Below are 26,474 nucleotides of genomic sequence, written 5' to 3'. Positions count from 1 at the left end.
TCAGGCCAAGCCCATCTCTTGGGTGAGCGCCGACAGCTCGTCGGCGGCCTGACGTCGCCGCTGATCGTCGTTGCGCATGTACTCGATCAACGATGCGGCCTGGATCCGGCGGTGCTTGCCCACCCGCCGGTACTCGATCTCGCCCGCGTCCAGCAGCCCGATCAGATAGGGCCTCGACACGTTCAGCAGATCCGCTGCCTGCTGGGTCGTCAGCTCGGCATGTGCCGGAACAACGGAGACGCCGTGACCTGCCGCCATGTAGGCGAGGATCTGCGCGAACAACTCGACCGCCGCGCGGGGCAGCACCAGTTCGTCGTCGTTCTCCTCGACCCGCACACGCACGGCGTCGCTGTGATCGGGATGGTCGTTGAGGTAGGCCTTCACCTGGTGCAGCGCGGCGTCGGCCGTGACCACGTCGTCGTGGCCCGGTTGGACGGGTTGAACTGCGGCGGCGCTCATCGGTATCCCTCCAATAAACGCATTATCCGCAGTAATCGAAGCAAACGCAACAGCTATCCGTCGCCGGGCTCCGTCAGCGCCATCTCGTGAAAGGTCGCCGTGAACCCCGGCCCCTCGGGCGCCGCCCCGGTGAACCCCACCAGCGCGGGCACGCCGGGCGGAAAGTAGGCCTTGCGCAGGAACACCTCCGGTGTCCCATCGACCCCGTAGTGCACGAGCACGACGTCCCCGCGTCGCTCAGCCTTGATCGACATGCGCGAGAACGACCCGATGGGCGTGATCGACCAGTCGGAGAACCCGCGGGTCACGACCGCACTGGCCTGCGGTCCGGCCTCGATCAGCTCGACGCCCGTCTTGATCCAGTTGTCGGCGTCGATCCGCAACGCGACCCCGGCCTGGTCGAAGCGGCCGGTCAGCGAGGCGCTGAAGGTGGCGGTGATCGTGCAGTCGCCCTGGACGACCTGGCCGTAGATGTGGCCGTTGTCGGTGATGACGCCGTTGCCGGTAACGCGCCAGAAGTCGGTGCCCGGTTCGACCGCCATCGTCAGGGTGCCGTCGGTGGTGGACCAGTTGCGGGGTTCGTTGAACCACTCCATGCGGGTCATGCTGTCAGTGAGACCGCTTGCCGACAGCCGATTATCGGTCCGGCCGATCACCTACACCGATGAACTCGGCATCGGAGATGCAGCCGCAGTACCGTCCTTTCGTGTCCGAACGGTGGGAAGAACCCGCGATGCGGGACGCGCTCGCGCGCAGGGACATGGGCGTGGTCTTCAGGTTGTTGACGGAACGCGGTGTGACACAACAGGAGATCGCCGCCGCGACCAGGCAGAACCAGTCCGAGATCTCCGACATCATCGGTGGCCGCCAGGTCATGGCTTACGACCTGCTCGAGCGCATCGCGGACGGGCTCGGCATCCCACACGGTTACCTCGGGCTCGCCTATGCGGAGGGCAGAGATCCACGGACCCGTGACGAAGGCGAAACGGCCAAGCGTGCGCAGTTCCTCGCGCACGCCGCGGAGACCGTTCTCGGCGAACCCGTGTTCGGAAAGGTAGGCGAACGGGACCGGGGTTCAGAGCCGACGCCGATCCCGCTTCGTGTCGGCGCGGCCGACGTCAAGATCTTGAACCGGCTGTTGGACGATCTGACCGATCTCGAGAACCAGTTCGGCGGAGGGCTGGTGCTTCCCGCGGTCGAGGGTCAGCTCCGCTGGGCGAGGGGGTTGCTCGGCGCGACGGTCAGAGACGCCGTCAGAGGGACGCTGTTCGAGGCGGTGGCTCTGTTGCACCGCAGGGCGGCGTCCGCGGCCTTCGACATGCGTGATCTCGAGCGGGCGCGGACCCACGCGCTGGCCGCATTGCAGCTGGCGCACGAGTCCGGAGCCCCGGCGTTGCAGGCCGGTCTGCTGTACACCGCCGGAAGGGTGGAGCAGTACCACGGACCACCGGACGTCGCGTTGAGGCTGTTCCAGCTCGGGTATCCGCTGTCGTCAGACCAGCCGAGGTTGCGGGCGCTGCTCGAGGTCCGCGAAGCGCGGTGCTACGCGGCAATGAGCATGCGGCAGGAGGCTCAGCGGTCCGTCGCCATGGCGATCGAGCACTTCCACGCCGAGTCGGAAGTACCGGCTTGGCTGCGGTTCTTCGACGAGTCGGAGCTGTACGCCGCGATCGGACTCACCTGGGCCGGCCTGGGCGAACACGACAAGGCGGTGGCCGCGTTGCGGAGGAGCCTGCGCAGCCGGCCCGCCGACCAGGTGTTGAACCGCGCCTTCGATCTCTCCGAACTGGCCGCCTGCCATCTCCGCGGCGGAGACCACAATGAGGGCATGAAAGTGGCTCGGCAGGCGCTCGAACTGGTCGCACAGCTCAACAGCAAACGAGCACGCGACCGGCTTGTGCCGCTTCAGCGCGCCGCCGAGCGCTGCGGTGGACAGGAAATCGTCGATCGGGTACGAGAGCTTCGAGCCTGAATGGTCAGAGTTGCCGGCGCACCCACGCCAGCAGCCCCGGCATCGCCGCCTCGACCATCTCCAGCACCTCGGCAAACCCTTGCTCGTCACCGTAATACGGGTCTGGTACGTCAACCCCCGAAGCATCCGGGTCGAACGACCGCAGCAGCCGCACCCGATCCGGCGGGACCATCCGCCGCAACGCCCTGGCGTGCCCGGAATCCAGCGCCACGAACAGGTCCGCGTCCAGGTGATCGTCCCCGATCTGCGCCGCGACGTGCGACGTCGGGTACCCGTGGTCCGCCAACACTTTGAGGGTGCGCGGGTCCGCCGGATCACCCGAATGCCAGCCGCCCGTGCCCGCGCTGGTAACGCGAACCTGAAGATCGAGCCCGGAACGTCGCAAATGTTCGCCGAAAACGATGGCACCCATGGGAGATCGGCATATGTTGCCGGTGCAGATGAAAGTTACGTGCACCTGCCAACGGTAACGCGAAGCCCGTGAGCCCAGATGTACGGACAAACCGAACTGGAGGCCGCCATGCAGACCGGTACCGACGCCCCCGCGCAGCGGGAGATCATCGGGTGCACCGACGCCCTCGGTCGTCGTCGCGCGTTCGAGGTCTACCTCAACGACCGCGGCCGGGTGTGCTTCCGCACGCCGCCCGGTGAGTCGGCCCAGCTCGACTCGTTCCAGCTGGACGACCTGATCAACCACCTGACGGAGCTCCGGCGGTTCATGCACTGACCGCCTGCAGGAAGCTGCGAAGCTCAGCGGGATCTCAGTCCGCGGGGGCCATGATCGTGGCGTGCTCACCACCGTGGTTCCCACCCTCCCGATGATCGCCGAGGCGTTGCCGCACGTCGAAAGCAACATCAGGGAGCTCGTCACCTCGTCGACCCTGTCGCGGGTCAATGACGCGTCGCGCCGGGTCACCGCCTCCGGCAAGCGGCTGCGGTCCATCGTGATCCTCACCGGCACGCTCGCGCTGGGCGGTGCGCTCGACAAGCGGGCCATCACCAGCGCGGCGTGCGTCGAGGTGCTGCACGCGGGGTCGCTCGTCCACGACGACCTCATGGACAACGCCACCGAACGGCGCGGCGTGCCCACCATCAACGCCGACTGGGGCGTCGGGCCGGCGCTGCTGGTGGGTGACCTCATGCTCGCCAAGGCCGGTCAGGCCGCGCTGCGCGACATCTCGGCCGAGGCCGCCGGGCACATCGCCGCCGCCGTCGCCGACCTGGTCGAGGGGCAGTTCATGGAGGTCCTCGACCTGCACGACCGCGGTCGCACGGCGGACCGGGCGCTGAAGAGCATCGAGCTGAAGACGGCCACGCTGTTCCGGCTCGGCTGCGTGCTCGCCAACCACTGCGCCGGAACCGGCGAGGAGCGCCGGATGGCCGAGTACGGCACCGCGTTCGGGTTGCTGTTCCAGCTCGTCGACGACGTGCTCGACCTCGAAGAGGACCAGCGGGAAGGCGTGTACAGCTACCCGTTCATCGAGGGCACGGACCGCACGCTGGAGCTGTGTCACGACCTGGCCCGCCAGGCCGCCGACGCCGTGCCGGACCACGACAACGAGGCCGTCGCCCTGCTGCGCGATCTGCCGGGTGCCTACCTGGATTGGGCCATCGCCTCGGTCGCCTAAGATCCGGCTGGTGACCAGCCCAAAGGAGGACCTCCGCCACCACGGGGACGTCGACGCCGCACCCGGCCTCGCCGACTTCGCGGTGAACGTGCGGGTGCCGCGCCCTCCGAAGTGGCTGCGCGACCGGCTGAAGATCGCCCTCGACGACCTCGGCCGCTATCCGGCGCGCAGCGCGGACCAGGCGGGCCGCGAAGAGGTCGCCCGCCGCCACGGCCGGCGCCCGGACGAGGTGCTCCTCCTCAACGGCGCCGCCGAGGGCTTCGCACTGTTGCCCAACCTCCGGCCCCGCCGGGCCGTCGTCGTGCACCCGTCGTTCACCGAGCCCGAGGCCGCGCTGCGCGACGCGGGCGTTCCGGTCGAGCGCGTGCTCCTGGAACCGCCGTACACTCTCGGCGAGATCCCCGAAGCCGACCTGGTGGTCATCGGCAACCCGACCAACCCGACGTCGGTGCTGCACCCCCGCGAGAAGCTTCGGCAGATCAAGAACCTCGTCGTCGACGAGGCGTTCATGGACGCGGTCCCCGGCGAGCCCGAGTCGCTGGCCGGCGACGAGAACGTGCTCGTGTTCCGCAGCCTCACCAAGACCTGGGGCCTGGCGGGCATCCGTGCAGGATACGCGCTGGGCGACCCGGACACCCTGGCGAAACTCGCCCACAACCGTCCACAGTGGCCGGTCAACAGCCTTGCGCTGGAGGCGATCAAGGCCTGTTGTGAGGAACGGGCCGTCGAGGAGACCGAGCGGCTCGCCCGCGAGGCCCAGGAGCACGCGAGACACGCCGCCGAGCTGCTCGGCGACCTCGTCGTGGTCCCGCCGCGGGCGCCGTTCGTGCTGATCAAGGTGCCGAGGGGGACGCGCGAGGCGTTGCGGCACAAGGGCATCGCGGCACGGCGGTGCGACACGTTCCCCGGACTCGACGACGAGCACCTGCGCGTCGCGGTCCGGGCGCCGGAGGAGTTCGCGGTGTTCGCCGACGCGCTGCGGGTAGTGATGGAGGAACTGCGGTGAGCCCGAAGCTGGCCGACGTCATCGCGGCACTGGAGCAGGCCTACCCGCCGCACACGGCCGAGTCGTGGGACGCGGTCGGGCTCGTCTGCGGCGACCCCGACGAGCGGGTCGGGAAGATCCTGATCTGCGTCGACCCGGTCGAGTCCACAGTGGACGAAGCAATCGAGGCAGGAGCCCAGCTGCTCGTCGCGCACCACCCACTGCTGCTCAGGGGCGTCAACGGCGTCCCGGCGAACGACCCGAAGGGCGCGCTGGTCCACAAGCTGATCCGCAACAACGCGGCCCTGTTCTGCGCGCACACGAACGCGGACAGCGCGCTGCCGGGTGTCTCGGACGCATTGGCGGACAAGATCGGCCTCACCGTCACGGGCCCGCTCACCGCGGCACCGGAGGAGCCGAGGGACGTGCTCACCACGTTCGTTCCGGTCGCCGACGCGGAACGACTGCTCCAAGCACTGCACGCCGCGGGTGCCGGAGAGATCGGCGACTACCGCGAGGTCGCGTGGACCGCGACCGGCGACGGCCGGTTCAGGCCGACAGCGAACGCCCGCCCGGCGATCGGCACGGTCGGTGAGCTGACCGAGATCCAGGAGACCCGCATCGAGCTGACGGTCCCGCGGCGCCACCGCAAGCGGGTGATCGACGCGCTGCGCGCGACCCATCCGTACGAAGAGGTCGCGTTCGGGCTGCACGAGATCGCCGAGCTGCCGTCGGACCAGGGCATCGGCCGCGTCGGCGAGCTGCCCGCCGGGGAACCGCTGTGGATGTTCACCCAACGCGTGGCGGACGCGTTGCCGCCCACGAAGTGGGGTGTGCGCGCCGCGGGCGACCCGAACCGGCTGATCAAACGGGTCGCGGTGTGCGGCGGCGCGGGCGACAGCTACCTGAAGACCGCGACCAGGGCCGGCGTCGACGCGTACGTGACGGCCGACCTGCGGCACCACCCGGCGAGCGAGCACCTCGCCGCCGGCGGGCCCGCGCTGGTGGACGTCGCGCACTGGGCCAGCGAGTGGCCGTGGTGCGAACAGGCGGCGGAGGTGGTGCGCAGGGCCTTCGGCGGTACGGTCGAGGTCCTCGTCTCCACCCGCCGGACCGATCCGTGGACCGTCGGTGCGACGAGCCGAACAGGAGGACCTGAGTGAAAGCCGATCCCGCACTCCAGCGCAGGCTGCTCGACCTGGCCGAGGTCGACGCCGAACTGGCGCGTGTCACCCACCGCCGGAAGACGCTGCCCGAGATCGCGGAGATCGCCGAGGCGGAGCAGCTCGTGCGGGCGAAGCAGGACGCGCTCGTGGCGGTCGAGACCACGCTCGGCGACCTCGACCGCGACTACAAGCGGCAGGAGACCGAGATCGAGCAGGTCCGGGCCCGTGAGGACCGCGACCGCAAGCTGATGGAGTCCGGCAGCGTCGGCGCCAAGCAGCTCACCGACCTCGAGCACGAGCTCGCCACGCTGCAGCGCAGGCAGAGCGTGCTGGAGGACGACCTCCTGGAGCTGATGGAACGCCGTGAGGCCGTCGAGGCGGACGTGCAGCACCACCGCGTGGAGCTGGACAAGGCGCAGCAGTCGCTGACCGACGCGGCCAAGCGCCGCGACGAGGCGCTGCTCGACCTCGACTCGACCGAGGCCAAGCGCACCGCGGACCGCGAGCGGATGACGAAGCAGTTCCCCGAGGACCTGCTGACGGCCTACGACCGGCAGCGCATCCAGCGCGGCATCGGCGCCGCACTGCTGCGCGCCCGCCGCTGCGGCGCCTGCCGGATCGAGATGGACCGCGCCGCCGTGGCAAAGGTGCAGGCAGCGGCCGCGGACGAGGTCGTCCGGTGTGAGGAGTGCGGCGCGATCATGGTTCGCACCGGAGAATCAGGTCTGTGAAGGTTCTCGTCGAGGCCGACGGCGGGTCCCGGGGCAATCCGGGACCCGCCGGGTACGGCGCCGTCGTCCGCGACGCGCGCACCGGTGAGGTGCTCGCCGAACGCAAGGGCTTCATCGGCGTGGCGACCAACAACGTCGCCGAGTACCAGGGCCTCATCGCGGGCCTGCGGGCCGCCGTGGAGCTCGGCGCCGACGAGGCCGAGGTCCGGATGGACTCCAAGCTGGTCGTCGAGCAGATGTCGGGCCGCTGGAAGATCAAGCACCCGTCGATGCAGCCGCTCGCCCAGGAGGCGCGGGGCATCGCGGGCCAGATCGGCTCCGTGCTCTACAACTGGGTCGCGCGCGAGCAGAACAAGCACGCGGACCGGCTCGCCAACGAGGCCATGGACGGCGAGGCGGAACCCGGGGAGAGCCCCGGCTGGACCGGCGCGACCGGTGACCCCACCCGGTTCTACCTGCTGCGGCACGGCCAGACACAGCTCAGCGTCGAACGCCGCTACTCCGGCCGCGGCGACCACCCGCTCACCGAGGCCGGGCAGCAGATGGCCGAACAGGCCGCCGCCCGGTTGTCCAAAGTGGACGACATCGCGGCGGTCGTGACGTCACCGCTGGCCCGCGCCACGCAGACCGCCCAGGCCGTCGCGAACGCGACCGGTGCCGAGCTGGTCACGCACCAGGGGCTGATCGAGACCGATTTCGGTGCCTGGGAGGGACTCACGTTCGCCGAGGCGAGCGAACGCGACCCGGAGATCCACCGGCGGTGGCTGTACGACACGTCGGTTGCCCCGCCCGATGGCGAGAGCTTCGACGTCGTGCACCGCCGCGTGCGCAAGGCCCGCGACGAGATCATCGCCCGGTTCGGCGGCGGCACGATCGTCGTCGTGAGCCACGTGACGCCGATCAAGACGTTGCTGCGCATGGCGCTGGACGTCGGCCCCTCGTTGCTCTTCCGCCTGCACCTGGACCTGGCGTCGCTCTCGGTCGCCGAGTTCTACCCGGACGGGCACGCGTCCGTCCGGCTCGTCAACGACACCTCGTATCTCAATGCGTGAGGTGCGGATCGGCTCGCTGACCACCGGCGCGATCGTCGCCGGTGGGTGGCAGGCCGGCCGCGAGGACTGGGCCGGCATCGACGACGCCGAGTCCGCCGCCGCGTTCCGCGCCTACTTCGACGCGGGCGTCACGATGTTCGACACGGCCGAGGAGTACGGCGCCGGGCACGGCGAACGGGTGCTGGGGCAGTCGTTGCGCGACGTGCGGGACCAGGTTCTGTTCGCCACCAAGGTGTCGTGGCGGAACCTGGCGGCCGGAAAGGTGGTCGAGGCGTGTGAACAGTCCTTGCGCAACCTCGGCACGGACCGCATCGACCTGTACCAGATCCATTGGCCCGCGGGAACGTTCGGCAGCCCGGTCGTGCCACTGGAGGAGACGCTCGGCGCGCTCGTGCGGTTGAAGGAGCAGGGCAAGATCCGGGCGATCGGGGTGTCCAACTTCTCGGCCGACCAGCTGGCGCGGGCGTTGTCCGTGGCGCCGATCGACTCGCTGCAGAACCCGTTCTCCCTGTTCTGGCGCACCTATGAGCCCGAAGAGGTGTGCCTGATGGCGTACTCGCCGCTGGCGCAGGGCCTGCTCGCGGGCCGGACCGGGCCGTTCGAGCCGGGCGACAACCGGTCGGGCAACCGGCTCTTCGCCGGGATGCACCTGGCCCGCGCCGAGGCCGCTTTGAAGCAACTGCGGGAGATCGCCGCCGAGCACCGGATCACCGTCGCCCAGCTCGCGCTCGCCTGGCTGGTCCACCACCCGCGCGTGTGCGCGGTCGTCGGTGCCCGGACCGCTGCCCAGGCGACGGAGAACGCCGCGGCCGGCCGGATCGACCTGGACCCGGCGACACTGGCCGTGGTGGGTGAGATCGGCCGGTCGGTCACGGAGGAGATCCACGAGAAGCTCATGTGGGACTGGGAGCTTTAGATGGACACCAGCCACGTCGGCACGCTGGCGTCGGCGCGCGAAACGCACCGCGCGGTGGTCTCACTGCTGGCGGACGCGGCGCGCCGGTCGTCGTTCCGGCCGGAGACCGACGTGCGCTGGAACCCCGAGGACCACGGCATCTACTGGGTGCTGTTCAGCAACGCGGGCACCTGGGCCGAGCCGCTCGACGGGTGGGTGGAACTCTGCATCGCCGACCGCGACGACTGGACCTCGCAACGGCGTGGCGTCCCCGCGATCGGGGCGGGAATCGCGCTGGACGAGGCGTACTACGAGGAGGTCCGCTCCAGTCGGCTCAAGGCGTGGCGCCAGGCGTTGGGCGCGGGCGGCGTCGAGGTCCAGGTGTTCGACCGCTACGTGCGGGTGTGGAGCACCAAGTACTTCTCGGAGCTGCCGCGGCGGGAGCAGCCGGCGCACCTGGCGTCGTGGCTGGACGAGACCATGGCGTTCCTCGCCCGGCACGACCCCGGACTAACCGGCCCGGCGGAGCCGGGTGGTGGTGAGCGTTCCGGTGAACCGCTCGGCCGCCGCTCGCACGGCCTGCGCGGCCTGGACTGACAGGACGCCGCCGGCCACGTGCTGGTCGAGCACGAACTCACCCCGCACGACCTGGTCGGCCCCCTTCGAGGCGAGCAGCGGGTGCAGGGCGTAGTCCATCGCCACGAGGAACCCCTGGTTGCCGCCGGTCGCCAGCGGCAGCACGGCCCGCCCGCGCAGCGCCTTCTTCGGCAGCATGTCGAGCAGGGACTTCACCAGCCCGCTGTAGGCGGCGCGGTACACGGGACTGGCGACGACGATCCCGTCGGCGCGCAAAACGCAGGCCACCGCGTCCCCGATCTCCGGGTCGCGCAGGTCCTCGGTGAGCAGCGAGATCGTCGGCAGATCACGCACGTGCAACGTCCGCACGTCGTGTCCCGCCTCCTCCAGCAGGCCCCGCGTGAAGCTCACCAGCACCCCGGTCGCCGCGTTGGACGACGGCGCACCCGAGATGATCAGGACTTCGGCCACGGCACCGAGTGAACCAACGCGTCTTGGTCACCGACAAGTGCGACCACGTGCTGGGATATCCTGTTGGTTGCGGATGAGTCGGCAGGGCGGCCGCGGCGGACCTGGTTCGTCGAGGAAAGTCCGGACTCCAAAGGGCAGGGTGGTTGTTAACGGCAACCAGGGGCGACCCTCGGGACAGTGCCACAGAGAACAGACCGCCTGGAGAGATCCAGGTAAGGGTGAAACGGTGGTGTAAGAGACCACCAGCACCCCTGGTGACAGGGGTGGCTAGGTAAACCCCACCCGGAGCAAGGCCAAGAGGGCATTCCGCGAGGAATTCCTGCGCAGGCGTTCGAGGACGGCCCGTCCGAGCCTGCGGGTAGGCCGCTAGAGCCTGCCGGCGACGGTAGGCCCAGATGGATGGTCGCCACGTGTTCTCACGTACAGGATCCGGCTTACATGCCGGCTCATCCGCCTGTATGCAGGACACATGCCCTTCAGTCAGCTGTCCCATGTGGAATGCCCGAAGTGCGGCAGCACGTTCGACGCCGGCGAGCAGCAGAACCTCTGCTCGTGCGGCTCACCCCTGCTCGCCCGCTACGACCTGGCGAAGGTGACGAAGCCCGGCGACGAACCGACGCTGTGGCGCTACCACCAGGTGCTGCCGGTCAAGGACCCGAGCAACATCGTCTCGCTCGGCGAGGGCATGACGCCCCTCATCCGGCTGGACCACGAAGACGTGCTGATGAAGGACGAGGGGCTGATCCCGACCGGCAGCTTCAAGGCGCGCGGCGCGGCCGTCGGTGTGTCGAAGGCGAAGGAGTTGGGCGTCAAGGCGATCGCCATGCCCACCAACGGAAACGCGGGCGCGGCGTGGGCGCTGTACGCCGCCCGCGCGGGCATGCGCGCGGTGATCGCGATGCCGCGGGACGCGCCGTTGATCACACGTGACGAGGTGGAGATCAGCGGCGCCGAGCTGATCCTGGTCGACGGCGTGATCAGCGACGCCGGGAAGGTGATCGCCGATCGCCTCCACGAGGGCCTGTTCGACGTAGCGACGTTGAAGGAGCCGTACCGCATCGAGGGCAAGAAGACGATGGGCTACGAGATCGTCGAACAGCTCGGCTGGAAGTGCCCGGACGTGATCGTCTACCCGACCGGCGGCGGCGTGGGGCTGATCGGGATCCACAAGGCGCTGCTGGAGATGCGCGAGCTGGGGTGGATCTCCGGGAAGCTCCCGCGGCTGGTCGCCGTGCAGTCCACCGGCTGCGCGCCGATCGTCAAGGCCTTCTCACGTCAGGCCAAGGCAGCGGAGTTCTGGGACAACGCCTGGACCGCCGCGTTCGGCATCAACGTGCCGAAGCCGCTCGGCGACTTCCTGATTCTCGAGGCGCTGTACGACACGGGCGGCACGGCCGTCGCCGTCGACGACGAGCGGATCCTGGCCGACCAGGCCGACGTGGCCCGGCGGGAGGGCGTCCACCTGTGTCCCGAGGGGGCCGCGACCATCAGCGCCGTGCGCCGGTTGCGCGCGGACGGGTGGATCAGGCCGGGCGAACAGGTCGTCGTGCTGAACACGGGAATGGGCATCAAATATCCCACTCATAAGCATTCTTGATGCGAGGCTTTCGGCGCGGACGACAGGGTCCTTTGCCCTCACACGGACGGTTCTGCCGTAATTCGTTTCGACGGTGAAGAGTGTTTGGGCGGGGTGTGTCAGGGGACGCCGCCCCCGAGCCCCGTGCGGTTTTCCGTGTACGGAGATCTGTCATGACAGCAATCCCGGATCCCACCACCGTCGAATCCATAGCGGAACTCGCAGGTAATAAAACCGAAAGTGACGAGGCGAGCACTCTCGCGCTGCACGAGCGTGAACTCGCGTCCGAAGGCGTCGAGGAACATGGTGTTGAGCCGAGTTTCGCGCCACCCCTGCCGTTGATCAAACGTCAGGTGCGCGGACGCTATCGCAGCGCGGGCACGGGCTTCCAGCTCGAGCTGCGCGTCGACGTCGGGGGCAACCGCCCCATGAACCGGGTGTCCGGCGACTTCTTCCAGACCAGCGGTGGCACCACGAGCTACTTCGGCTCGTTCGTCGTGTCCGCCCCGACGGTCACGACGACGGCACACCAGGTCAAGGTCGAGGGGATGGGCACCTTCACGTGGACGGCCGGGGCACCGTTCGTCCGGGTGACGATTCCGCGGGTGCCGCCGTTCGTGCCCGCTGCCGCCGCGACCGTGCAATTCGTGTCACCGCCCAGCACGCCGGGCGCGAGTTATGTGTGTCCCTTCTCGTCGCCGTACTTCCGCACTGTCGACTGGGAGCTCGACTGTGTTCAGGGGACGATCGCGTTCGGGTCCTACAACACCGGTTCCCTGCCGCAGCCCGCGGGTAGTCCGGCTCGTGAGCTGACGATCCCCAAAGCGTACGAAGAATGCGGTATCCAGCTGAAGCCGGCGGGCATTTCCAACATCGTCCCGGTCGCGGGAGCGGGCGGTAACGGGTGGAACGACGACGAGCTGCACAACGCCATGGTGAGCCACTTCAGCCTGCACAAGAACGCGCCGCAATGGAAGGTGTGGACGCTCGTCGCGACGTCGTACGAAGGCGGCGGGGTGCGTGGGATCATGTTCGACTACAAGGACACGTTCCAGCGGCAGGGCTGCGCCGTGTTCCACGACGCTATCGGCGGCACGGACGCGATCACACTGCGTGCCGCGTTGCGGACCTACGTGCACGAGCTCGGCCACGCGTTCAACCTGCTGCACTCGTGGCAGAAGCAGCTCGCCGACCCGCCCGCGCCGCTCGGGCCCAACAGTGGGTTCGGAGATCGGTCCTGGATGAACTACCCGCAGAACTACATCCCCGTGGGTGGCGGGCCGACCGGCACCGGCGCGTACTGGAACGACTTCGCGTTCCAGTTCACGGACAACGAACTCATCCACCTGCGGCACGCGTTCTACAAGAACGTCATCATGGGCGCGAACCAGTTCGGCAAGGGCGCGTCCGACCTGGACCCGGAGCTCTTCGACGAACCGGTGCTCGACGAGTCCGGTCTGGCGCTGGACCTGCGCACGAGGAACCAGGCATTCCTGTACGGCGAACCCGTGGTCGTCGAACTGAAGCTGTCCACGACCGATCTGCGCGGCAAGCGGACGCACGACCGGCTGCACCCCAAGGACGGCTACGTCACCGTCGCGATCCGGCAGCCGTCCGGGCGCACGATCGCCTACCGGCCGTTCCTGCAGCGCTGCCCGGAGATCGAGCGGCTCGTCGACCTGACGGACGACAACCGCGCGATCTACGACAGCGCGTACATCGGCTTCGGGCGGGACGGCTTCTACTTCGACCAGCCGGGCATCTACCTGGTGCGCGCCCAGTACATCGCGAGCGACGGCTCCCGCGTCGTCTCGCCGGTGTGCAGGCTCATCGTGCGCAACCCGGTGACCGAACGCGACCAGCTGGCGGGCGAGCTGCTGCTCGGCGAGCAGCAGGGTCAGCTGCTGGCGCTGCTCGGCTCGCGGTCCGGCTACCTGGGCAACGGCATCGACGCGCTGGACGAGCTGATCAACGTCTACGGCGACCACCCGCTCGCGGTGTACGCGAAGCTGGCCAAGGGCGTCGCCGCCGGGCACGAGTTCAAGGACGTCAAACCCAACCGGGAGATGGTGGTGCGACCGCCGAGCCCGGACGAGAGCATTCCGCTGCTCACCGACGTTGTCGCCAGCCCTGGACGAGTCGACAACATCACCCTCAACACCGCGACGCGGAAGCTGGCCGGCTCGTGTGCGCTGACGGGCGACACCGGCCGGACGGCCGACGTGCTCGACCGCATGCCGCAGACCTTCGCCGAGCGCGGCGTGACGAACGACAAGGTGCTCGAGACCATCAGAAACGAGGCAGCGGCGACGAAGGAGGCGCTGCTCGGCGAACAGCAGTAGGTTCGGGCCATGACCTCGATCGCGATTGTCCTGCGCGCAGGAGGGGAAGCGCGGCCGGTCGAGGTCGAGATCCGCAACACGGGTGACTCGCCCGTCCGCTTCGTCGGGGTGGTCGACGGTTCGGAGCACGGCCTGCGGTATCCGCACTACCGGCCGTCGATCACCTGTGGCGGCGTTCTCGTCGCCACCCCGGAGCCCGCCGAGGATCCGCTCGTCGGACCGTTGCGCGAGCAGGACTTCCGCCTGCTCGCGCCTGGTGAGTCGTTCGATCCGGCCGGGGAGGGCTTTCTTCCGCTGGTGACCTTCGCGTGGCGACCGGACGGACCGGGCGTGTACCGGTACGCGCTCGAGGTCTCGACGGAGAGCGAAAGCCCGCAGGACTGGCTCGGACGGTTCGGCCAGGACCCGTCGGTCATCCCGCTGATCGCCGAGGTCCCCCGACTGACCGTCGCAGGTGACCTGGTGGTCCGCCTGTAAGTGGTCCTGTCGAGCATCCGTGTTACACAAATTGCGCTGATGGAGTGATCACAACGGCCTAAGGCCTCACGCCCGGTATCACCGGCATCCGGCGTAGCTCCTCCTGGCAAGGCAACCGGCCCGCACCGGTTGTCGCTACGAGGAGGGAAAAGCATGACCAGGAAGATCACCACGGCGCTGACGCTGTCCGCGCTGGTGGCCGGGGGATTTGCCGGCGTCGCGCACGCCGAGGAGACCGAGCTGCCGGTCTACGGCGTGAAGCGCGCCGGTCTCGACGCCGACCAGGCCGTCGCCCTGCAGCGCGCCTTCGGGCTCAAAGACGTCGAGAGATCCGAGGCCGGAGCGGTCTCGTTCATCGACGACGCCCGCTACCTGCACGTCCCGAGCATCGACCGGGGCGAGGGCAAGCCGGAGGAGGACGGCAGCCCGACCGTGCAGACGGCCATCGACTTCGACGGCCTCAGGAACCTGCGCGCCGTGCCGACCGAGGAGGCGGCCAAGCGCGTCGCGGAGGCGTTGCGCGGCGTGGGCCTGCTCCCGTCCCAGGCGACGGCGACCGCCCGCCACAGCACGTTCGAGGTGTCCGACCGCGAGGGGAAGACGGTGGTGAGCGCGCCGCTCGACACGGCCGTCAGCTACACGTTCAGCCTCGACGGCATCCCGCTGGTGGGTGAGGGCGCCAAGCTGCGCGTCGCGCTCGACGGCGACGGCCAGGTCACCGGCCTCACGCACAGCACCCGCGAGCTCGCGAAGGTCGGCAGCGTGGCGGTGTACGACCTGACGGCCGGCCGTGCGCGCTGCCAGAAGGCGTTCGGCGAGGGCGTCCGCGCCGGCCGCGTGTCGTACGTCTACGAGTCGCCCTCGCTCGACGCCAGGGTCGAGAAGCTGCTGCCGAGCTTCCGCTGCGAGGGCTTCACCCAGGACGGATCGCCGGCCCAGGCGATCACCGTGCCCGCCGCGGTCGGGTCGACCCTGCCCGTGCCCGGCCCGGCTCAGCCGCCGCGCCAGTCCGGGGGCGTCCAGGCGCTCACCGAGTCCGGCGAGGTCGGCAGCGAGGGCACCGGCAACTGCGCGGGTCTGCCCAACACCTCGGCCAACATCGACTCGTTCAACGGCGAGGCGGGCGACCACGGCGTGCCGGTCCAGTTCAGCTGGAAGGACGCCAACGCCTGGGAGAGCGACTTCAAGGACCCGATGTTCGCCGGCGGCGACGACAGCCACTACGCCGACGACGTCGACCTCACCTACTGGCAGGGCCATGGCTCCGGCACCGGCTTCTACTTCAGCGGCTGCAGCAACCACAACGACACGAAGCTCGCGAACACCGACGCCCGCTGGGGCAACCTGGACGCCGAGTGGATGTCGCTGTTCACCTGCCTGATCCTCGAGGACACCAACGGCGGCAAGACATGGGCACAGCGCTGGGCGCAGGCGTTCCGCGGTCTGCACCAGATCAACAGCTTCACGACCGTCTCGACCAACAGCGCCTCGCACGGCGGGAAGTACGCGCACTACCTGCTGCGCAGCAACCCGATGAAGGTCCGGGTGGCGTGGGCGCAGGCGTCCATCGACACGCAGGGCTCCGACGTGATCTGGGCGTCGATGGGACCGGTGTCGTCCAACGGCGCGCTGGCCAACTTCGACGACTACTTCCACGGGCGCGGCCCGGTCAGCGGTGACGTGCTGTCCGGCGGCTGGTATTGGCGCATCTCCGGCGTCTCATAACGCCGAATATCCACGTATCAGGACGAGCTCGTCCGACTCCGTCAACTAGACCAACTGGCGAACCCCCAGAAGCTGAGGCCGGTCACCCACACGGGTGGCCGGCCTCAGCGCATGTCAGGGCGTCGGGAAGGCCGTCCGGAGGGCATCCGGAGCACGGTCGGGAACGGTTTGCCGTCGTTGTACTTGCGTTCGAGCTCGGTCACGTAGGCGTCCACGGCCGGGTTGACGATGTCGACCAAAGACCTGATTCCGGCGGACGGCTCGGCCTCCGCGAGCCAGGTCGCGGCCGCACGTGCGCGCTCGAGGACGGTGTTGTCGAAGTTGATCGTCCGCTGCACCCGCCGCCGGGCCGGAGGGTCGTCTTCGATACCCTTGGTCACGCCTGGAGCAGTAGGGGAGGCTGTGATTCCGTCCACACTTCCGTCCGGCACGGGGTCTGGTTCGAGCATCCTCGAATCTCCTCGGAGTCGTGACTCCGGGCCGCAGCGCCGATGGGCCCGCGAACCGGCCGAACGGGGCAATCAGCGAGTCGGTCGATCCTGGCCTTCTGACCTGCGCACACGGTGGGTGACCAGGGTGTTCGCAGTCGGGTGAACTATGCCAGCGACGGAGAGAATCTTGAACCGGATGTTCCCCACTGGCGTCTCCTCATCCATGATGTGCGAGCCAGATTAGACGTAATTCGGCGCCGAGGGAACGTCCTAATGATCTACAGCCCGCTCAACTGCCTTCACACCTCGTGACGAACTCGTGTTCTACTCGATAGCGCTAGCCCCCCGACGGGACCGTGCACCCTGGAGAACGAAATGACCGCCATGGACCTGGTAACACTCGCGCAGCAGCAGCCGCAGGCGCCGGGCACAGGCAACGTCCGTGAATGGATCCTGGGCAACATCGTCCCGCTGCTCCTGCTGACGGTCGCTCTCCTGCTCCTCTGGCTGGGCGGCGGCAAGGGCGACAACGCGGGCGTCATGCGCCGTCTCGGCGGCGTCATCGTCGCGCTGGCCATCATCGGGCTCGCGGTCACGACGGACGCGGGCGCGACGATCGGTAAGTGGCTCGCCGGCCTGTTCGTCGGAGGCTGACACGTGCGGGTCCGCACTGACGACGAGGTCTATCGGGTCGACGCCGTCTGGCTCGGCCCGCCCAAGGCGACCTTCCCTTGGCGCGCGCGCTACGTGGCGTGGGGCGTCGGGATCGTCGTGTTCCTCGTCGTACTCACCGTCGAGCGCCGGATGGGTTTCGGTTTCGGCTTCTTCACCACCGCATGGGCGTTCGTGATCACGATCGTCCTCACCCGCTTCATCACCGCGCGGATCAGCCACGAGCGGCCACTCACCGCCGTGGTCGCCATGTGGGTCCGCGAGCTCACCGCACCTCGGGAACGGACGGCAAGCACCGGCGGAGCGGCCAGCGCCGCCCGCATCCGGGTCAACCCCCAGCGGCCTCGCCCTCAGAACACGAAACGAGCGAGAACACAGGCCAAGAACCGGGTCCAGGCCCAGCACCGCCGGACTACCAGCCGTAAGAAGGAGGTTCGCGGTGTTCGGACGCCGGCGAGACCGTGACCGTCGATCCGCGCAGCACATCGCTCAGCACGCTGCTGCCGCGGACCCCCGCAACAAGCAGGTCTACAGCAAGCGCGGCCGCAGGCTCCCCGGCGAGTCGGCGGTGCCCAGCTACACCCCGTCGATCTCCGCGCGGAGCATCGACGGGCACCTGCTGCGCACCGGCCAGGAGGTCTACGCCTGGTACAAGCTCGCGCCGCAGCGCTGGTCGTTCCGCAGCGACTCGCAGCGCCAGGACCTGATCGCCGCGATCGCGGGCCAGTACGCCGAGCTGCAGGGCCGCTGGATGCACCTGCGGGTCACCACGCGCCCGTACCCGATCCGCATGTGGGCCGAGGCGCACGTGCACAACGCGGTGAAGCGCCTTCCGGACACGCCCGGCACGCTCACGTTCGACGACTACATGGTCGGCGAGCAGCAGCAGCTGATGGGCCGCTCCATGGCGGAGAAGGAGGTCTACCTCGGCGTCCAGGTGCAGACCCGCAACATGATGGACCGCGCCGTCGAGCGCGCCGCACCCGTGCTGCGCAAGGTCTTCCCGGACGCAGTGGACGCTGAGCTCGTCGCGCTGGACTCCGAGGTCGAGCACCTCGACCAGGTCATCGGCTCCGCCGGTCTGGACGGACGCCCGGCGACGGCCGAGGAGATGTCCTGGCTGATGCACCGGTCGTGCTCGCTGGGCCTGCCCGCGCCGCGCAACCTGCCCGCCGTGCCGGGCGCCGCGTGGGAGCCGGAGGACCTCGCCAGCTTCACCGACGCCGCGGACTTCCACCAGGAGCCGTACTCGCCGACGGTCACCGTGCGCGGTCGCACCGGCTCGAACGCGGGAATCAAGCGACACGTTGCGGTACTGACCGTCGGCCTGATGCATGGCCTGCAGATCCCCGAGGTCGACGACCCGTGGGTGCAGCGCGCGGACCGGCTGCCCGCGGCCGTCGAGTGGTCGGCCCGGATCTACGTGCGCCGGCCCGAGGAGGTGTCCGGCGAGCTGCAGCGGCAGATGAACAAGGTCCGCTCGCAGGTCCGCCACTACACCGACGAGCACGAGCTGGAACCGCCGCAGTCGCTGGCCCGCCAGGCCGGGCGCGTGCTGGAGATCGACGACGAGATGACGTCGGGCTTCACCGCGCTGGGCACCCGGGTGCGCAGCTGGTGGCGCCTCGCCGTGTCCGGCCCGACCGAGCGGGACGCGTTGCGCCTGGCCCAGTCGCTGCTGGACCTGTACAAGCCGAAGGTCGCGATCGAGCACCCCGAGGCGCAGTACGCGCTGGCCCGTGAGTTCATTCCGGGCGAGCCGCTGTCGTCGGCCGCGTACCTGCGCCGCGGCTCGGTGTTGTGGGCCGCCTCGGCGGTTCCGACGGCGACCGCCGAGGTCGGTGACCGCCGCGGGATCCTGCTCGGCGAGACCTGCACCGCGACCCGCCGCCCGGTGGCCTGGGACCCGTGGATGGCGCAGGAGCTGCGCGACGCGTCCGGTCTGACCGCGATGGTCGCGGGCCTGGGTGCCGGTAAGTCGTTCCTCGGCGGCGGCATCGTCTACAAGACGCTGCGCTCCGGCGCGCACTGGACGCTGCTCGACCCGTCCGGCCCGCTGGCCGCCCTGTGCGACCTGCCCGAGCTGAGGCCGTACGCGCGGCCGATCAACCTGCTCAACGCCCAGCCCGGCATCCTCAACCCGTACCGGGTGGTCGCCGAGCCGCTGCTCGAGCACTTCTACGACGAGGAGGACCCCGAGCGGGCCTGGCGCCGGGAGAAGGCGCTCGCCGCCGCGACCCGCCGCCGCCTCGTGCTGGACGTGCTGTCCGGTCTGCTGCCGTTCGAGGTCGCCCGCCTGCCGCAGACGCGCATCGTGCTGCTGCGCGCCGTGCGCACGGTCGGTGGCCGGTTCGACGCCCACCCCGGCATGGTCTTCGAGGCCCTGCGCCGGGACGCGTCGGAACACCACGAGCACGCCGTCGTCGTCGCGGACTTCCTCGACGAGATGCGCGAACGCATGTCGCTGCTCATCCCGGAACGCGACGCGGACCCGTACGACGAGCAGCGCGACGACCGGCTGACCGTGCTGACCATGGCGGGCCTGAACCTGCCGAAGGACGGCGTTGGCCGCGAGCACTGGACCGACGCGGAGGCGCTCGGCGTCGAGATGCTCAACCTCGCCGCGTGGCTCACCCAGCGTTCGATCTACGACCGGCCGAAGGATCTGCGCAAGGGCGTCTGGATCGACGAGGCGTTCTTCCTGTCCGAGGTGCCGACCGGCCGCGTGCTGATGAACCGCTTCGCGCGTGACTCGCGCAAGTGGAACGTCCGCGTGCTGCTGTCGTCCCAGATCCCGGCCGACTTCCTGAAGATCCAGGGCTTCGTGGCCCTGCTCGACTCGGTCTTCGTCGGGCGGCTGGACGACGACCAGGCGCAGGCGGACGCGCTGCGGCTGCTGAAGGTTCCGGTGGGCGCGGGCTACGAGCAGGTCGTCGCGTCGCTGGGCCGCCGGCCCGGCGGTGAGCGGCAGACCGAGCGCGACCGTGCGCCCCGCCAGTTCATCTTCGGCGACGGCGCGGGCGGTGTGGAACGCATCCGCATCGACTTCAGCGGTCCCCACCTGGAGCACCTGCGCGCGGGCCTCGACACCACCCCGGACGCGCTGCGAGACCGCGCCGACGGGCCGGACGAGGAGATCTCCGCACCGCAGCTGCCCCCGGCGCAGAAGTACGTGCCGGACGAGATCGACGACGAGCTCGCGGCCGACCTCGAGCTGGGGATGACCGAAGAGGAACAGCTGGTCGGCCATGGCGACGGGAGCGGTCCACGGCACGGACGGGAAGGGATCGCATGACGACCCTCCTGGTGGTTCTGGCGATCGCCGCCGCGCTGCACGCGCGGCGGCGGTTCAAACGACGGCCGTCGCCGCGCAGGCGCGCGATGCTGGCGGTCATCGCCGTGCTGGGCCTCCAGGTCGTCATCGGTGCTCCGATGGCGCATGCCGCCGAGTGCGGGGACGCCCCCAACCCGGAGCGTCCCGGCGCGGGCATGGTCGGCGCGATCGACCCGCCCATCGGCAACGGTCTGCCGGGCACGCCCTACCGCGACTACGGGTACGCGGGCATGGTCTGGCACACCTACCAGACGAACTGCCTGAAGCTGCCCGACGCGAACGCGGTCATCGACACGTGGGCGGGCAACGAGCTGTTCAACGTCGGCAAGAACATCGTCGGCGCCACGAACGCCCTGCACTACACCGTGATGGGCCGCGGCCTGCTCGTCCCGCTGGACGACGCGGTGAAGAAGGGCGTGCAGAAGGTCTACGACAACGTCTACCTGCGCTGGTTCGGCCTGGTGGCGTTGGTGCTCGCCGTGCTGATGTTCCGGCAGATCTGGAGCGGCGACCTCGCGTCGATCAGCAAACGCGGGCTCTGGGCGCTGGCCGCGATGTGGCTGGCCACATCGACGTTGGCGTTGCCGCAGTTCTACAACCTCCTCGACAACACCCTGGTGTCCAAGACATCGGAGATCCAGGCGGGGTTCGTCGAGGCGCCACAGGACCAGGGCACGTTGCACGTGCTGCCGAGCAAGCTGCACGACGCGGTCGTGTACCAGAGCTGGTTGCGCGGCGCCTTCGGGTCGCCGGACGCCCCGCAGGCCCAGGAGTTCGGCCCCCAGATCCTGAAGGCCCAGGCGTGGACGACCGGCGAGATCATCGACCACAAGGACGGTGACCAGGCCGCGCTGGAGGCGAAGAAGAACGAGTGGAAGGCCATCGTCGACGGCGGCAAGCTCGGCCCGACGCGCGGCACGTTCGTCGGCACCGACGGCAGCCGCACCGGTGCCGGCTTCCTCGCGCTGTTGCAGGCTGTCGCGTTCTCGTTGTTCCAGCTGTTCGCCAAGGCCGCCGTGTTGCTGGCGCAGCTGCTGTTGCGGGTGCTGACGCTGGCGGGTCCGTTGATCGGTCTCGTCGCGCTGATCCACCACGACCTGCTGCGCAAGGTCGGCCGTGCGGTCGCCGTGACGGTCTTCAACGTGCTGATCCTGGCCGTGCTCGCCGGTGTGCACGCCCTGCTGCTGCAGGCGATCTTCAACGCGACCGGATTGTCCTTGCTGGCCAGGACCTTGCTGGCGCTGATGCTGACGCTGTTGTGCTTCGCGGTCGGCAAACCGTTGCGCCGCATGTGGCAGATGGTCGAGGTATCGGTCGGCTCCGCGAGCAACATGCTGCCGATGCGCGGTGGCCTGTGGTCGCGGCTGCGCGGCCGCAAGGGCGAGGGCCCGACGCCGCAGGACGAGTTCTGGGAAACCGTGCGCGACTCCGATGTGGACGGTGACGACGTGCCACAGCGCGGCAGGCGGAGGCTGCGGCCCGAGGCGGCCGCCCCGGTCATGGCGACCGCGGAACGGCTCGACCGCGGCGATCCCTCGCAGATCTACGGCGGCCCGGACGGTTCGGGCGTGTACGCGCTGCCCGGCCGCGGCCTGAACGGTCCCGCCGCGCTGACATCGGGACGGTCGCGCGCGGTCGACACGGTGCCGGTCGCGGAACAGCGCTGGGACCGCGTCGACGACGCGGTGCTGATCCCGTCACGGACGAACGGGTACGCGCTGCCGCCGTCGGAACCGCGCCGCGCGGAGACGGAAACCGTTGCGGGGCGCCAGGTTCACGTGGTCTACCGGCCGTCGCGCGGACTCGAAGTCCGGGACAACTGAAAGGGGGACGCAGATGCCGATCCGAACCAACCGCGGCCGCGCCGCGGTGTACCGATCGCTGTGGGGCTGGCCGATGCGTTCGCCCACGCACCTGGTGGTCACGATCGTCGGGTTCTTCGCGCTCGTCGTCACGATCGGCGTGATCGTGCCGCGCGTGCTGGACCCGAGGCCGGCCGCGCAGACCGGCGTCGCCGCGACGACTTCCACGCAGCCCAACCAGGTCGGCGTGCTGCCGTCGAGCGGCCAGTCGAACCTGCCGACGAAGCTGCCCAGCCCGGCGAACTCGGCGTCGGCCGCGCCGCCGGAGACCGACGCGCAGCTCGTCGCCGAGCTGTGGGCCGAGACGTGGATCAAGCCGCCCGCGAACAACGACGTCAACAAGTGGCTCGAGCAGCTCAAGCCGTACACCACGGACGAGTTCCTCGCGCAGATGGCGACGATCGACCCCAGGAACGTTCCGAACAAGATCACCGAGAAGGTCAAGCCGGTGAAGTCCACGACCAGCTCGATCGACTTCGAGGTCGGCACGAACATCGGCAAGGTCCGCATCACGTTGATCAAGGTCCAACCCGACGGGAAGTGGCGGGTCAACAGCTACACGAAGGCGGACTGAGCCATGCGTCTTCTTCTGCTGGCCGGGGCGCTGGTCGCCGTCATCGCGGTCGTCGTGACATCGGGTGTCGCGACGGTGGTCAACAACAGCACCAACGAGGCGCTCCACAACTCCATCCAGCGGGTCAGCTGCAACGCCGCGATCGGCCCGTGGGAGAGCGGCGGTGCGGACAAGGGCCGTCACGACGCGTCGCGGTTGAACGAGGAACAGCGCAACATCGTCGCCCGCATCATCTCGATCGGCCAGGAGCGCAAGCTGCCGCCGCTGGCGTGGCAGGTCGCGATCCAGGCGGGCATGACCGAGTCCGGCCTGCGCCCGTTGAACTACGGCGACCGCGACTCGCTCGGCATCTTCCAGATGCGCCCGTCGATGGGCTGGGGCTCGCCCGCGCAGGTGACGGACCCGACGTACGCGATCAACAAGTTCTACGACGTGCTGCAGGCCGTCCCGGACTGGGAGAACCGCCGGCCCGGTGACTCGGCGCAGGCCGTGGAGCGCTCGGCGTTCCCCGACCGGTACCACAACTGGGAGGCCATGGCGGCGTTCCTGTTGTCGGAACTGGGCCAGGTCGCGGACCCGGCCGGCTGTGGCTCGGGCGCGGGCAACTTCCTGGTGGCCTCCACGGCCGCGGGCACCGCGATCGAGTTCACCAGGCAGCAGCTCGGCGAGCCCTACCTGTGGGGCGGCAACGGCCCGGACGCCTGGGACTGCTCGGGCATCCTCGTGAAGGCGTTCGCCGCGGCCGGCGTGAAGCTGCCGCGCGTCGCGAACGACCAGTACCGCCACGGCGGGGCGTTCCTGCCCGTGCGCGACGCCCAGCCCGGCGACCTGCTGTTCTGGGCGTACGACCGGAGCAACCCGGAGACGGTGCACCACGTGGGCATGTACCTCGGCAACAACGAGTACATCCACGCCCCGCAAACGGGTGACGTGGTAAAGATTTCGAAGATCAACTGGGACTATGCAGAGTTGATGCCACAGGCCGTCCGGCCGGGCGTGTAGAACCGCGTGGGAGGCGCTCCATGTTCACACCCGACCCCATCCCAAGGCCCTCCGGACCGCCGGCGTCCAGCACACCGATCCGCGATTACTGCGCGGGTGGGCGGCCAGGCGTTGATCCGTCCTATGTCGTGGTGCCGCGATCACTGGCCGAGACAATGCCGCTGCCGTGGCAACAGCAGATGACCCACCTGCTGGCCGAGTTCCACCGCGCCTACGGCCACTTGTCGTGGCCCGCGTACCGCGTGGTGCCGTCGCGGCACGAACGCCTGGTGGATCTCGACGAGGACCAGCTGGCCGAGGTCGGCGTGATCATGGAGATCGACTCGGACGGTGAGCTCGTCTACCGGGAGCGCACCGGCAAGCTGATCGAGAACGCCGAGGACCGCACCGTGCTCGTGTCCTGTCTGGACCCGATCCCGCAGTCCTACGCGAACGCCAACCAGTCGACGCCGCCGCGAGGGTTCCCGCAGCCGACGCTGAACGCTTGAGTCGTGCCGTGAGCGGCCTTGAGGTCTGATCAACCTTCGCGAGGTCGCGTCGGTGTCTGGACTGAGTCATTTCGCGCGGCCCGGCGCCCCCAGGCGCCGCGCCGCGCGAAATCACGAGGGAAGACACCGACTCCGGCGACCTCGCCGCCGCGCCGGAGGCGCGGCAATCGATATAGCCTTGTACGCATGGGTGAAGACGGCTGGTGGTACTGCCTGACGCACAACACGGTCGAGAACACCCGGCGCTGCCGGGGCGCCGACCGCCTGGGTCCGTACCCGGACCGCGAGTCGGCCGAGCGCGCTCTGGAGCTCGCCCGAGAGAAGACGAAGGCCGCCGACGAGGCCGACCGCAAGTGGCGTGGCGACGACGACGACTAAGGTGGCGGCGTGGCCTCCTTGGTGATCAGGACGGGCCGCGCTGAGCTGGACTTCCAGGGCATCCGCACGGAGTTCGCACTGCCTTCGGAGTTTCCCGCCGCCGCGCTGGCCGAGGCAGAGCAGGCGGTCTCCGCTCCGGCCGGAGATCGCGAGGACGCGACCGCGATAGCGCTGGTCACGATCGACCCGCCGGGCGCGAAGGACCTCGACCAGGCCCAGTGCATCGAACGGGTCGGGGACGGCTTCCGCGTGCACTACGCGATCGCCGACCTCGGTACCTTCGTTGTTCCGGGTGGTGCGCTGGATGCCGAGGTTCGGCGTCGCGGGCAGACTCTCTATCTGCCGGATGGCAACGTGCCGCTGCACCCGACCGTGCTGTCGGAGGGCGCGGCTTCCCTGCTGCCGGGCGTGGTGCGGCCGGCTGTGCTGTGGACTTTCGAGTGCGGTCCCGATAGTGAACCCACGTCTGTCCACGTGCGACGGGCCCTCGTGCGGTCTGAGGCTCAGTTCGATTACGAGTCTGTGCAGGCTTCGTTCGATGCTGGTACGCCGCATCCGTCTCTGGCCGCTTTGCCGGTGTTTGGTCAGTTGCGTCGGGATCGGGCGGCCGAGCGTGGTGCTGTTGAGCTGCAGTTGCCTGAGCAGGAGATTGCTCCTAACGGAGACGGGCAGTGGAAGCTGCTGATTCGGCCCCGTGTGGCTGTTGAACAGTGGAACGCCGAGATCTCCCTGATGACAGGCATGGCCGCGGCCAAGATCATGCTCGACGCGAAGGTCGGCATCCTGCGCACCCTGCCGGACGCTGACGGTGAGGCCGTGGCGGCGTTGCGGCGGTCTGCTCAGTCGCTCGGGGTTTCGTGGCCTGAAGGTGCCTCGCCTGGGCGGATGCTCGCTGGTCTTGATCCCTCGCGGCCTGAGTCGTTGGCTCTGTTTGTGGATGCGACTCGGTTGTTGCGGGGAGCCGGGTATACGGCGTTCTCCGGCTCGTTGCCTGAGGTCACCACGCACGCGGGCGTGGCTGCGCCCTATGCGCACGTGACCGCGCCGCTGCGTCGGTTGGTTGATCGGTTCGCCACCGAGGTGTGCCTGGCGGTTTCGGCTGGGGAGGCGGTGCCTGCTTGGTTGACTGCGGCGTTGCCGCAGTTGCCCTCGTTGATGGGGACTTCGGACACGTTGGCGTCGAAGGTGGAGCGGGCTTGTCTGGATCAGGTTGAGGCTTGGGTGCTGGCTGATCGGGTGGGGCAGGAGTTTGACGCTGTCGTGTTGCGGGCTGGGGAGAACGATGCTGACGTTTTCGTGGCTTCGCCGCCTGTGATGGGGAAGTGTCTTGGGGCTGGGTTGCCTGAGGGTGGGCGGATTCGGGCACGGCTCGTGGAGGCGGATCCGGAGAATCGGCGGGTGGCGTTCGAGCGGGTTGGTTGAGCGGCTGCCGGTTTGTGATGACGCGGCGGCTTTCGTGGGTGGTCGGGTTTGTGTTGACGCGCTGACTTTCCTTGGCTGCCGGTTGGGTGCGTGGTTGCGCCTTGGCTGTCGGTTTCGTGCATGGTCGCGTTTTCCTGCTCGGGGCTCCGCCCCGGACCCCGGCTCAGCTCAAAGAGGGGCCCGGCCGTGGTGTCGTTTCGTAGTGGGTTGCGTTGGGGTGGTGTGCCCCTCCCGTCGCATCGCACCTGAGGCAGCC

At 69.2% G+C, this 26,474-nt stretch carries 27 protein-coding genes and 1 other RNA gene; 23 read left to right on the top strand and 5 right to left on the bottom strand.

Annotated features, from left to right (window positions below):
- Both QSK35_RS39980 and QSK35_RS39975 read right to left on the bottom strand, forming a co-directional pair.
- Complete coding sequence (locus QSK35_RS39980; RefSeq protein WP_285753248.1) at positions 1-459, bottom strand: helix-turn-helix domain-containing protein; 459 nt, start codon at positions 457-459, stop codon at positions 1-3.
- 53 nt (positions 460-512) lie between these two features.
- A complete protein-coding gene (locus QSK35_RS39975) occupies positions 513-1,055 on the bottom strand; it encodes a DUF1349 domain-containing protein (RefSeq protein WP_285753246.1) in 543 nt (180 codons plus the stop codon).
- A 110-nt stretch (positions 1,056-1,165) separates the two neighbouring features.
- Here QSK35_RS39975 and QSK35_RS39970 point away from each other — a divergent pair, with 110 nt between their 5' ends.
- Positions 1,166-2,431, top strand: coding sequence for a helix-turn-helix domain-containing protein (locus QSK35_RS39970; protein ID WP_285753244.1), 1,266 nt, complete (start codon positions 1,166-1,168; stop codon positions 2,429-2,431).
- A 4-nt stretch (positions 2,432-2,435) separates the two neighbouring features.
- Here the strand turns inward: QSK35_RS39970 and QSK35_RS39965 are convergent, their stop codons facing one another.
- Positions 2,436-2,888 (bottom strand): low molecular weight protein-tyrosine-phosphatase, encoded by a 453-nt coding sequence (locus QSK35_RS39965; RefSeq protein WP_285753242.1) that lies wholly within the window; start codon positions 2,886-2,888, stop codon positions 2,436-2,438.
- Between the two features lie 33 nt (positions 2,889-2,921).
- On the opposite strand from QSK35_RS39965, the gene QSK35_RS39960 reads away from it, so the two are divergent.
- The 8 genes from QSK35_RS39960 to QSK35_RS39925 all read left to right on the top strand — a co-directional run bounded on the left by QSK35_RS39960 (position 2,922) and on the right by QSK35_RS39925 (position 9,485).
- Positions 2,922-3,158, top strand: a complete 237-nt coding sequence (locus QSK35_RS39960) for a hypothetical protein (RefSeq protein ID WP_285753240.1) — start codon at positions 2,922-2,924, stop codon at positions 3,156-3,158.
- 61 nt (positions 3,159-3,219) lie between these two features.
- Positions 3,220-4,059 (top strand): polyprenyl synthetase family protein, encoded by an 840-nt coding sequence (locus QSK35_RS39955; protein ID WP_285753238.1) that lies wholly within the window; start codon positions 3,220-3,222, stop codon positions 4,057-4,059.
- A 10-nt stretch (positions 4,060-4,069) separates the two neighbouring features.
- Positions 4,070-5,065, top strand: a complete 996-nt coding sequence (gene cobC / locus QSK35_RS39950; protein ID WP_285753236.1) for an Rv2231c family histidinol phosphate aminotransferase CobC — start codon at positions 4,070-4,072, stop codon at positions 5,063-5,065.
- Between the two features lie 8 nt (positions 5,066-5,073).
- The gene (locus QSK35_RS39945) at positions 5,074-6,207 is read left to right on the top strand and encodes a Nif3-like dinuclear metal center hexameric protein (RefSeq protein WP_502881783.1); all 1,134 of its coding nucleotides are present in this window, start codon (positions 5,074-5,076) and stop codon (positions 6,205-6,207) included.
- Complete coding sequence (locus QSK35_RS39940; protein WP_285753232.1) at positions 6,204-6,941, top strand: zinc ribbon domain-containing protein; 738 nt, start codon at positions 6,204-6,206, stop codon at positions 6,939-6,941. The genes QSK35_RS39945 and QSK35_RS39940 overlap by 4 nt, the downstream gene beginning before the upstream one ends.
- Positions 6,938-7,993, top strand: coding sequence for a bifunctional RNase H/acid phosphatase (locus QSK35_RS39935; protein ID WP_285753230.1), 1,056 nt, complete (start codon positions 6,938-6,940; stop codon positions 7,991-7,993). Before QSK35_RS39940 ends, QSK35_RS39935 begins: the two co-directional genes overlap by 4 nt.
- Entirely contained in the window at positions 7,986-8,909 is a 924-nt protein-coding gene (locus QSK35_RS39930; RefSeq protein ID WP_285753228.1) for an aldo/keto reductase, read from the top strand. The genes QSK35_RS39935 and QSK35_RS39930 overlap by 8 nt, the downstream gene beginning before the upstream one ends.
- A complete protein-coding gene (locus QSK35_RS39925) occupies positions 8,910-9,485 on the top strand; it encodes a hypothetical protein (RefSeq protein WP_285753226.1) in 576 nt (191 codons plus the stop codon).
- Here the strand turns inward: QSK35_RS39925 and QSK35_RS39920 are convergent.
- A complete protein-coding gene (locus QSK35_RS39920; protein ID WP_285753225.1) occupies positions 9,399-9,935 on the bottom strand; it encodes an NAD(P)H-dependent oxidoreductase in 537 nt (178 codons plus the stop codon). The genes QSK35_RS39925 and QSK35_RS39920 overlap by 87 nt on opposite strands.
- Positions 9,936-10,009: 74 nt before the next feature.
- Between QSK35_RS39920 and rnpB the strand changes: the two genes are divergently transcribed.
- From rnpB to QSK35_RS39895, 5 genes are all read left to right on the top strand, one after another.
- Positions 10,010-10,388: RNase P RNA component class A (rnpB, locus tag QSK35_RS39915), an RNA gene on the top strand.
- Positions 10,389-10,404: 16 nt separating this feature from the next.
- Complete coding sequence (locus QSK35_RS39910; protein ID WP_285753224.1) at positions 10,405-11,532, top strand: threonine synthase; 1,128 nt, start codon at positions 10,405-10,407, stop codon at positions 11,530-11,532.
- Positions 11,533-11,684: 152 nt separating this feature from the next.
- On the top strand, positions 11,685-13,853 hold the full coding sequence (locus tag QSK35_RS39905; RefSeq protein ID WP_285753222.1) for a hypothetical protein: 2,169 nt from the start codon (positions 11,685-11,687) through the stop codon (positions 13,851-13,853).
- Between the two features lie 9 nt (positions 13,854-13,862).
- Positions 13,863-14,330 (top strand): hypothetical protein, encoded by a 468-nt coding sequence (locus tag QSK35_RS39900; protein ID WP_285753220.1) that lies wholly within the window; start codon positions 13,863-13,865, stop codon positions 14,328-14,330.
- 153 nt (positions 14,331-14,483) lie between these two features.
- A complete protein-coding gene (locus tag QSK35_RS39895) occupies positions 14,484-16,055 on the top strand; it encodes a DUF6345 domain-containing protein (RefSeq protein ID WP_285753218.1) in 1,572 nt (523 codons plus the stop codon).
- A 104-nt stretch (positions 16,056-16,159) separates the two neighbouring features.
- Here QSK35_RS39895 and QSK35_RS39890 read toward each other — a convergent pair whose 3' ends face one another.
- Positions 16,160-16,435 (bottom strand): ParB family protein, encoded by a 276-nt coding sequence (locus QSK35_RS39890; RefSeq protein WP_285753216.1) that lies wholly within the window; start codon positions 16,433-16,435, stop codon positions 16,160-16,162.
- A gap of 426 nt (positions 16,436-16,861) precedes the next feature.
- Here QSK35_RS39890 and QSK35_RS39885 point away from each other — a divergent pair, with 426 nt between their 5' ends.
- From QSK35_RS39885 to QSK35_RS39845, 9 genes are all read left to right on the top strand, one after another.
- Positions 16,862-17,140 (top strand): hypothetical protein, encoded by a 279-nt coding sequence (locus tag QSK35_RS39885; protein WP_285753215.1) that lies wholly within the window; start codon positions 16,862-16,864, stop codon positions 17,138-17,140.
- A gap of 3 nt (positions 17,141-17,143) precedes the next feature.
- Entirely contained in the window at positions 17,144-17,623 is a 480-nt protein-coding gene (locus tag QSK35_RS39880) for a hypothetical protein (RefSeq protein ID WP_285753213.1), read from the top strand.
- Complete coding sequence (locus tag QSK35_RS39875) at positions 17,598-20,453, top strand: ATP-binding protein (RefSeq protein WP_502881781.1); 2,856 nt, start codon at positions 17,598-17,600, stop codon at positions 20,451-20,453. The genes QSK35_RS39880 and QSK35_RS39875 overlap by 26 nt, the downstream gene beginning before the upstream one ends.
- Positions 20,450-22,315, top strand: a complete 1,866-nt coding sequence (locus QSK35_RS39870) for a hypothetical protein (RefSeq protein ID WP_285753212.1) — start codon at positions 20,450-20,452, stop codon at positions 22,313-22,315. Before QSK35_RS39875 ends, QSK35_RS39870 begins: the two co-directional genes overlap by 4 nt.
- Positions 22,316-22,328: 13 nt before the next feature.
- The gene (locus QSK35_RS39865; protein ID WP_285753211.1) at positions 22,329-22,928 is read left to right on the top strand and encodes a hypothetical protein; all 600 of its coding nucleotides are present in this window, start codon (positions 22,329-22,331) and stop codon (positions 22,926-22,928) included.
- 3 nt (positions 22,929-22,931) lie between these two features.
- Positions 22,932-23,930 (top strand): C40 family peptidase, encoded by a 999-nt coding sequence (locus QSK35_RS39860; protein ID WP_285753209.1) that lies wholly within the window; start codon positions 22,932-22,934, stop codon positions 23,928-23,930.
- Between the two features lie 131 nt (positions 23,931-24,061).
- The gene (locus QSK35_RS39855; RefSeq protein ID WP_285753208.1) at positions 24,062-24,418 is read left to right on the top strand and encodes a hypothetical protein; all 357 of its coding nucleotides are present in this window, start codon (positions 24,062-24,064) and stop codon (positions 24,416-24,418) included.
- A 186-nt stretch (positions 24,419-24,604) separates the two neighbouring features.
- Positions 24,605-24,796, top strand: coding sequence for a hypothetical protein (locus QSK35_RS39850; RefSeq protein WP_285753207.1), 192 nt, complete (start codon positions 24,605-24,607; stop codon positions 24,794-24,796).
- A gap of 9 nt (positions 24,797-24,805) precedes the next feature.
- Positions 24,806-26,218 (top strand): RNB domain-containing ribonuclease, encoded by a 1,413-nt coding sequence (locus QSK35_RS39845; protein WP_502881780.1) that lies wholly within the window; start codon positions 24,806-24,808, stop codon positions 26,216-26,218.
- Positions 26,219-26,474: the final 256 nt, after the last annotated feature.

The sequence above is a fragment of the Lentzea sp. NBRC 105346 genome, from assembly GCF_030269605.1.
GTDB lineage: Bacteria > Actinomycetota > Actinomycetes > Mycobacteriales > Pseudonocardiaceae > Lentzea.
The sequence above is the reverse complement of the archived record's forward strand: the minus strand, read 5'-3'. Positions and strand labels throughout refer to the sequence as shown.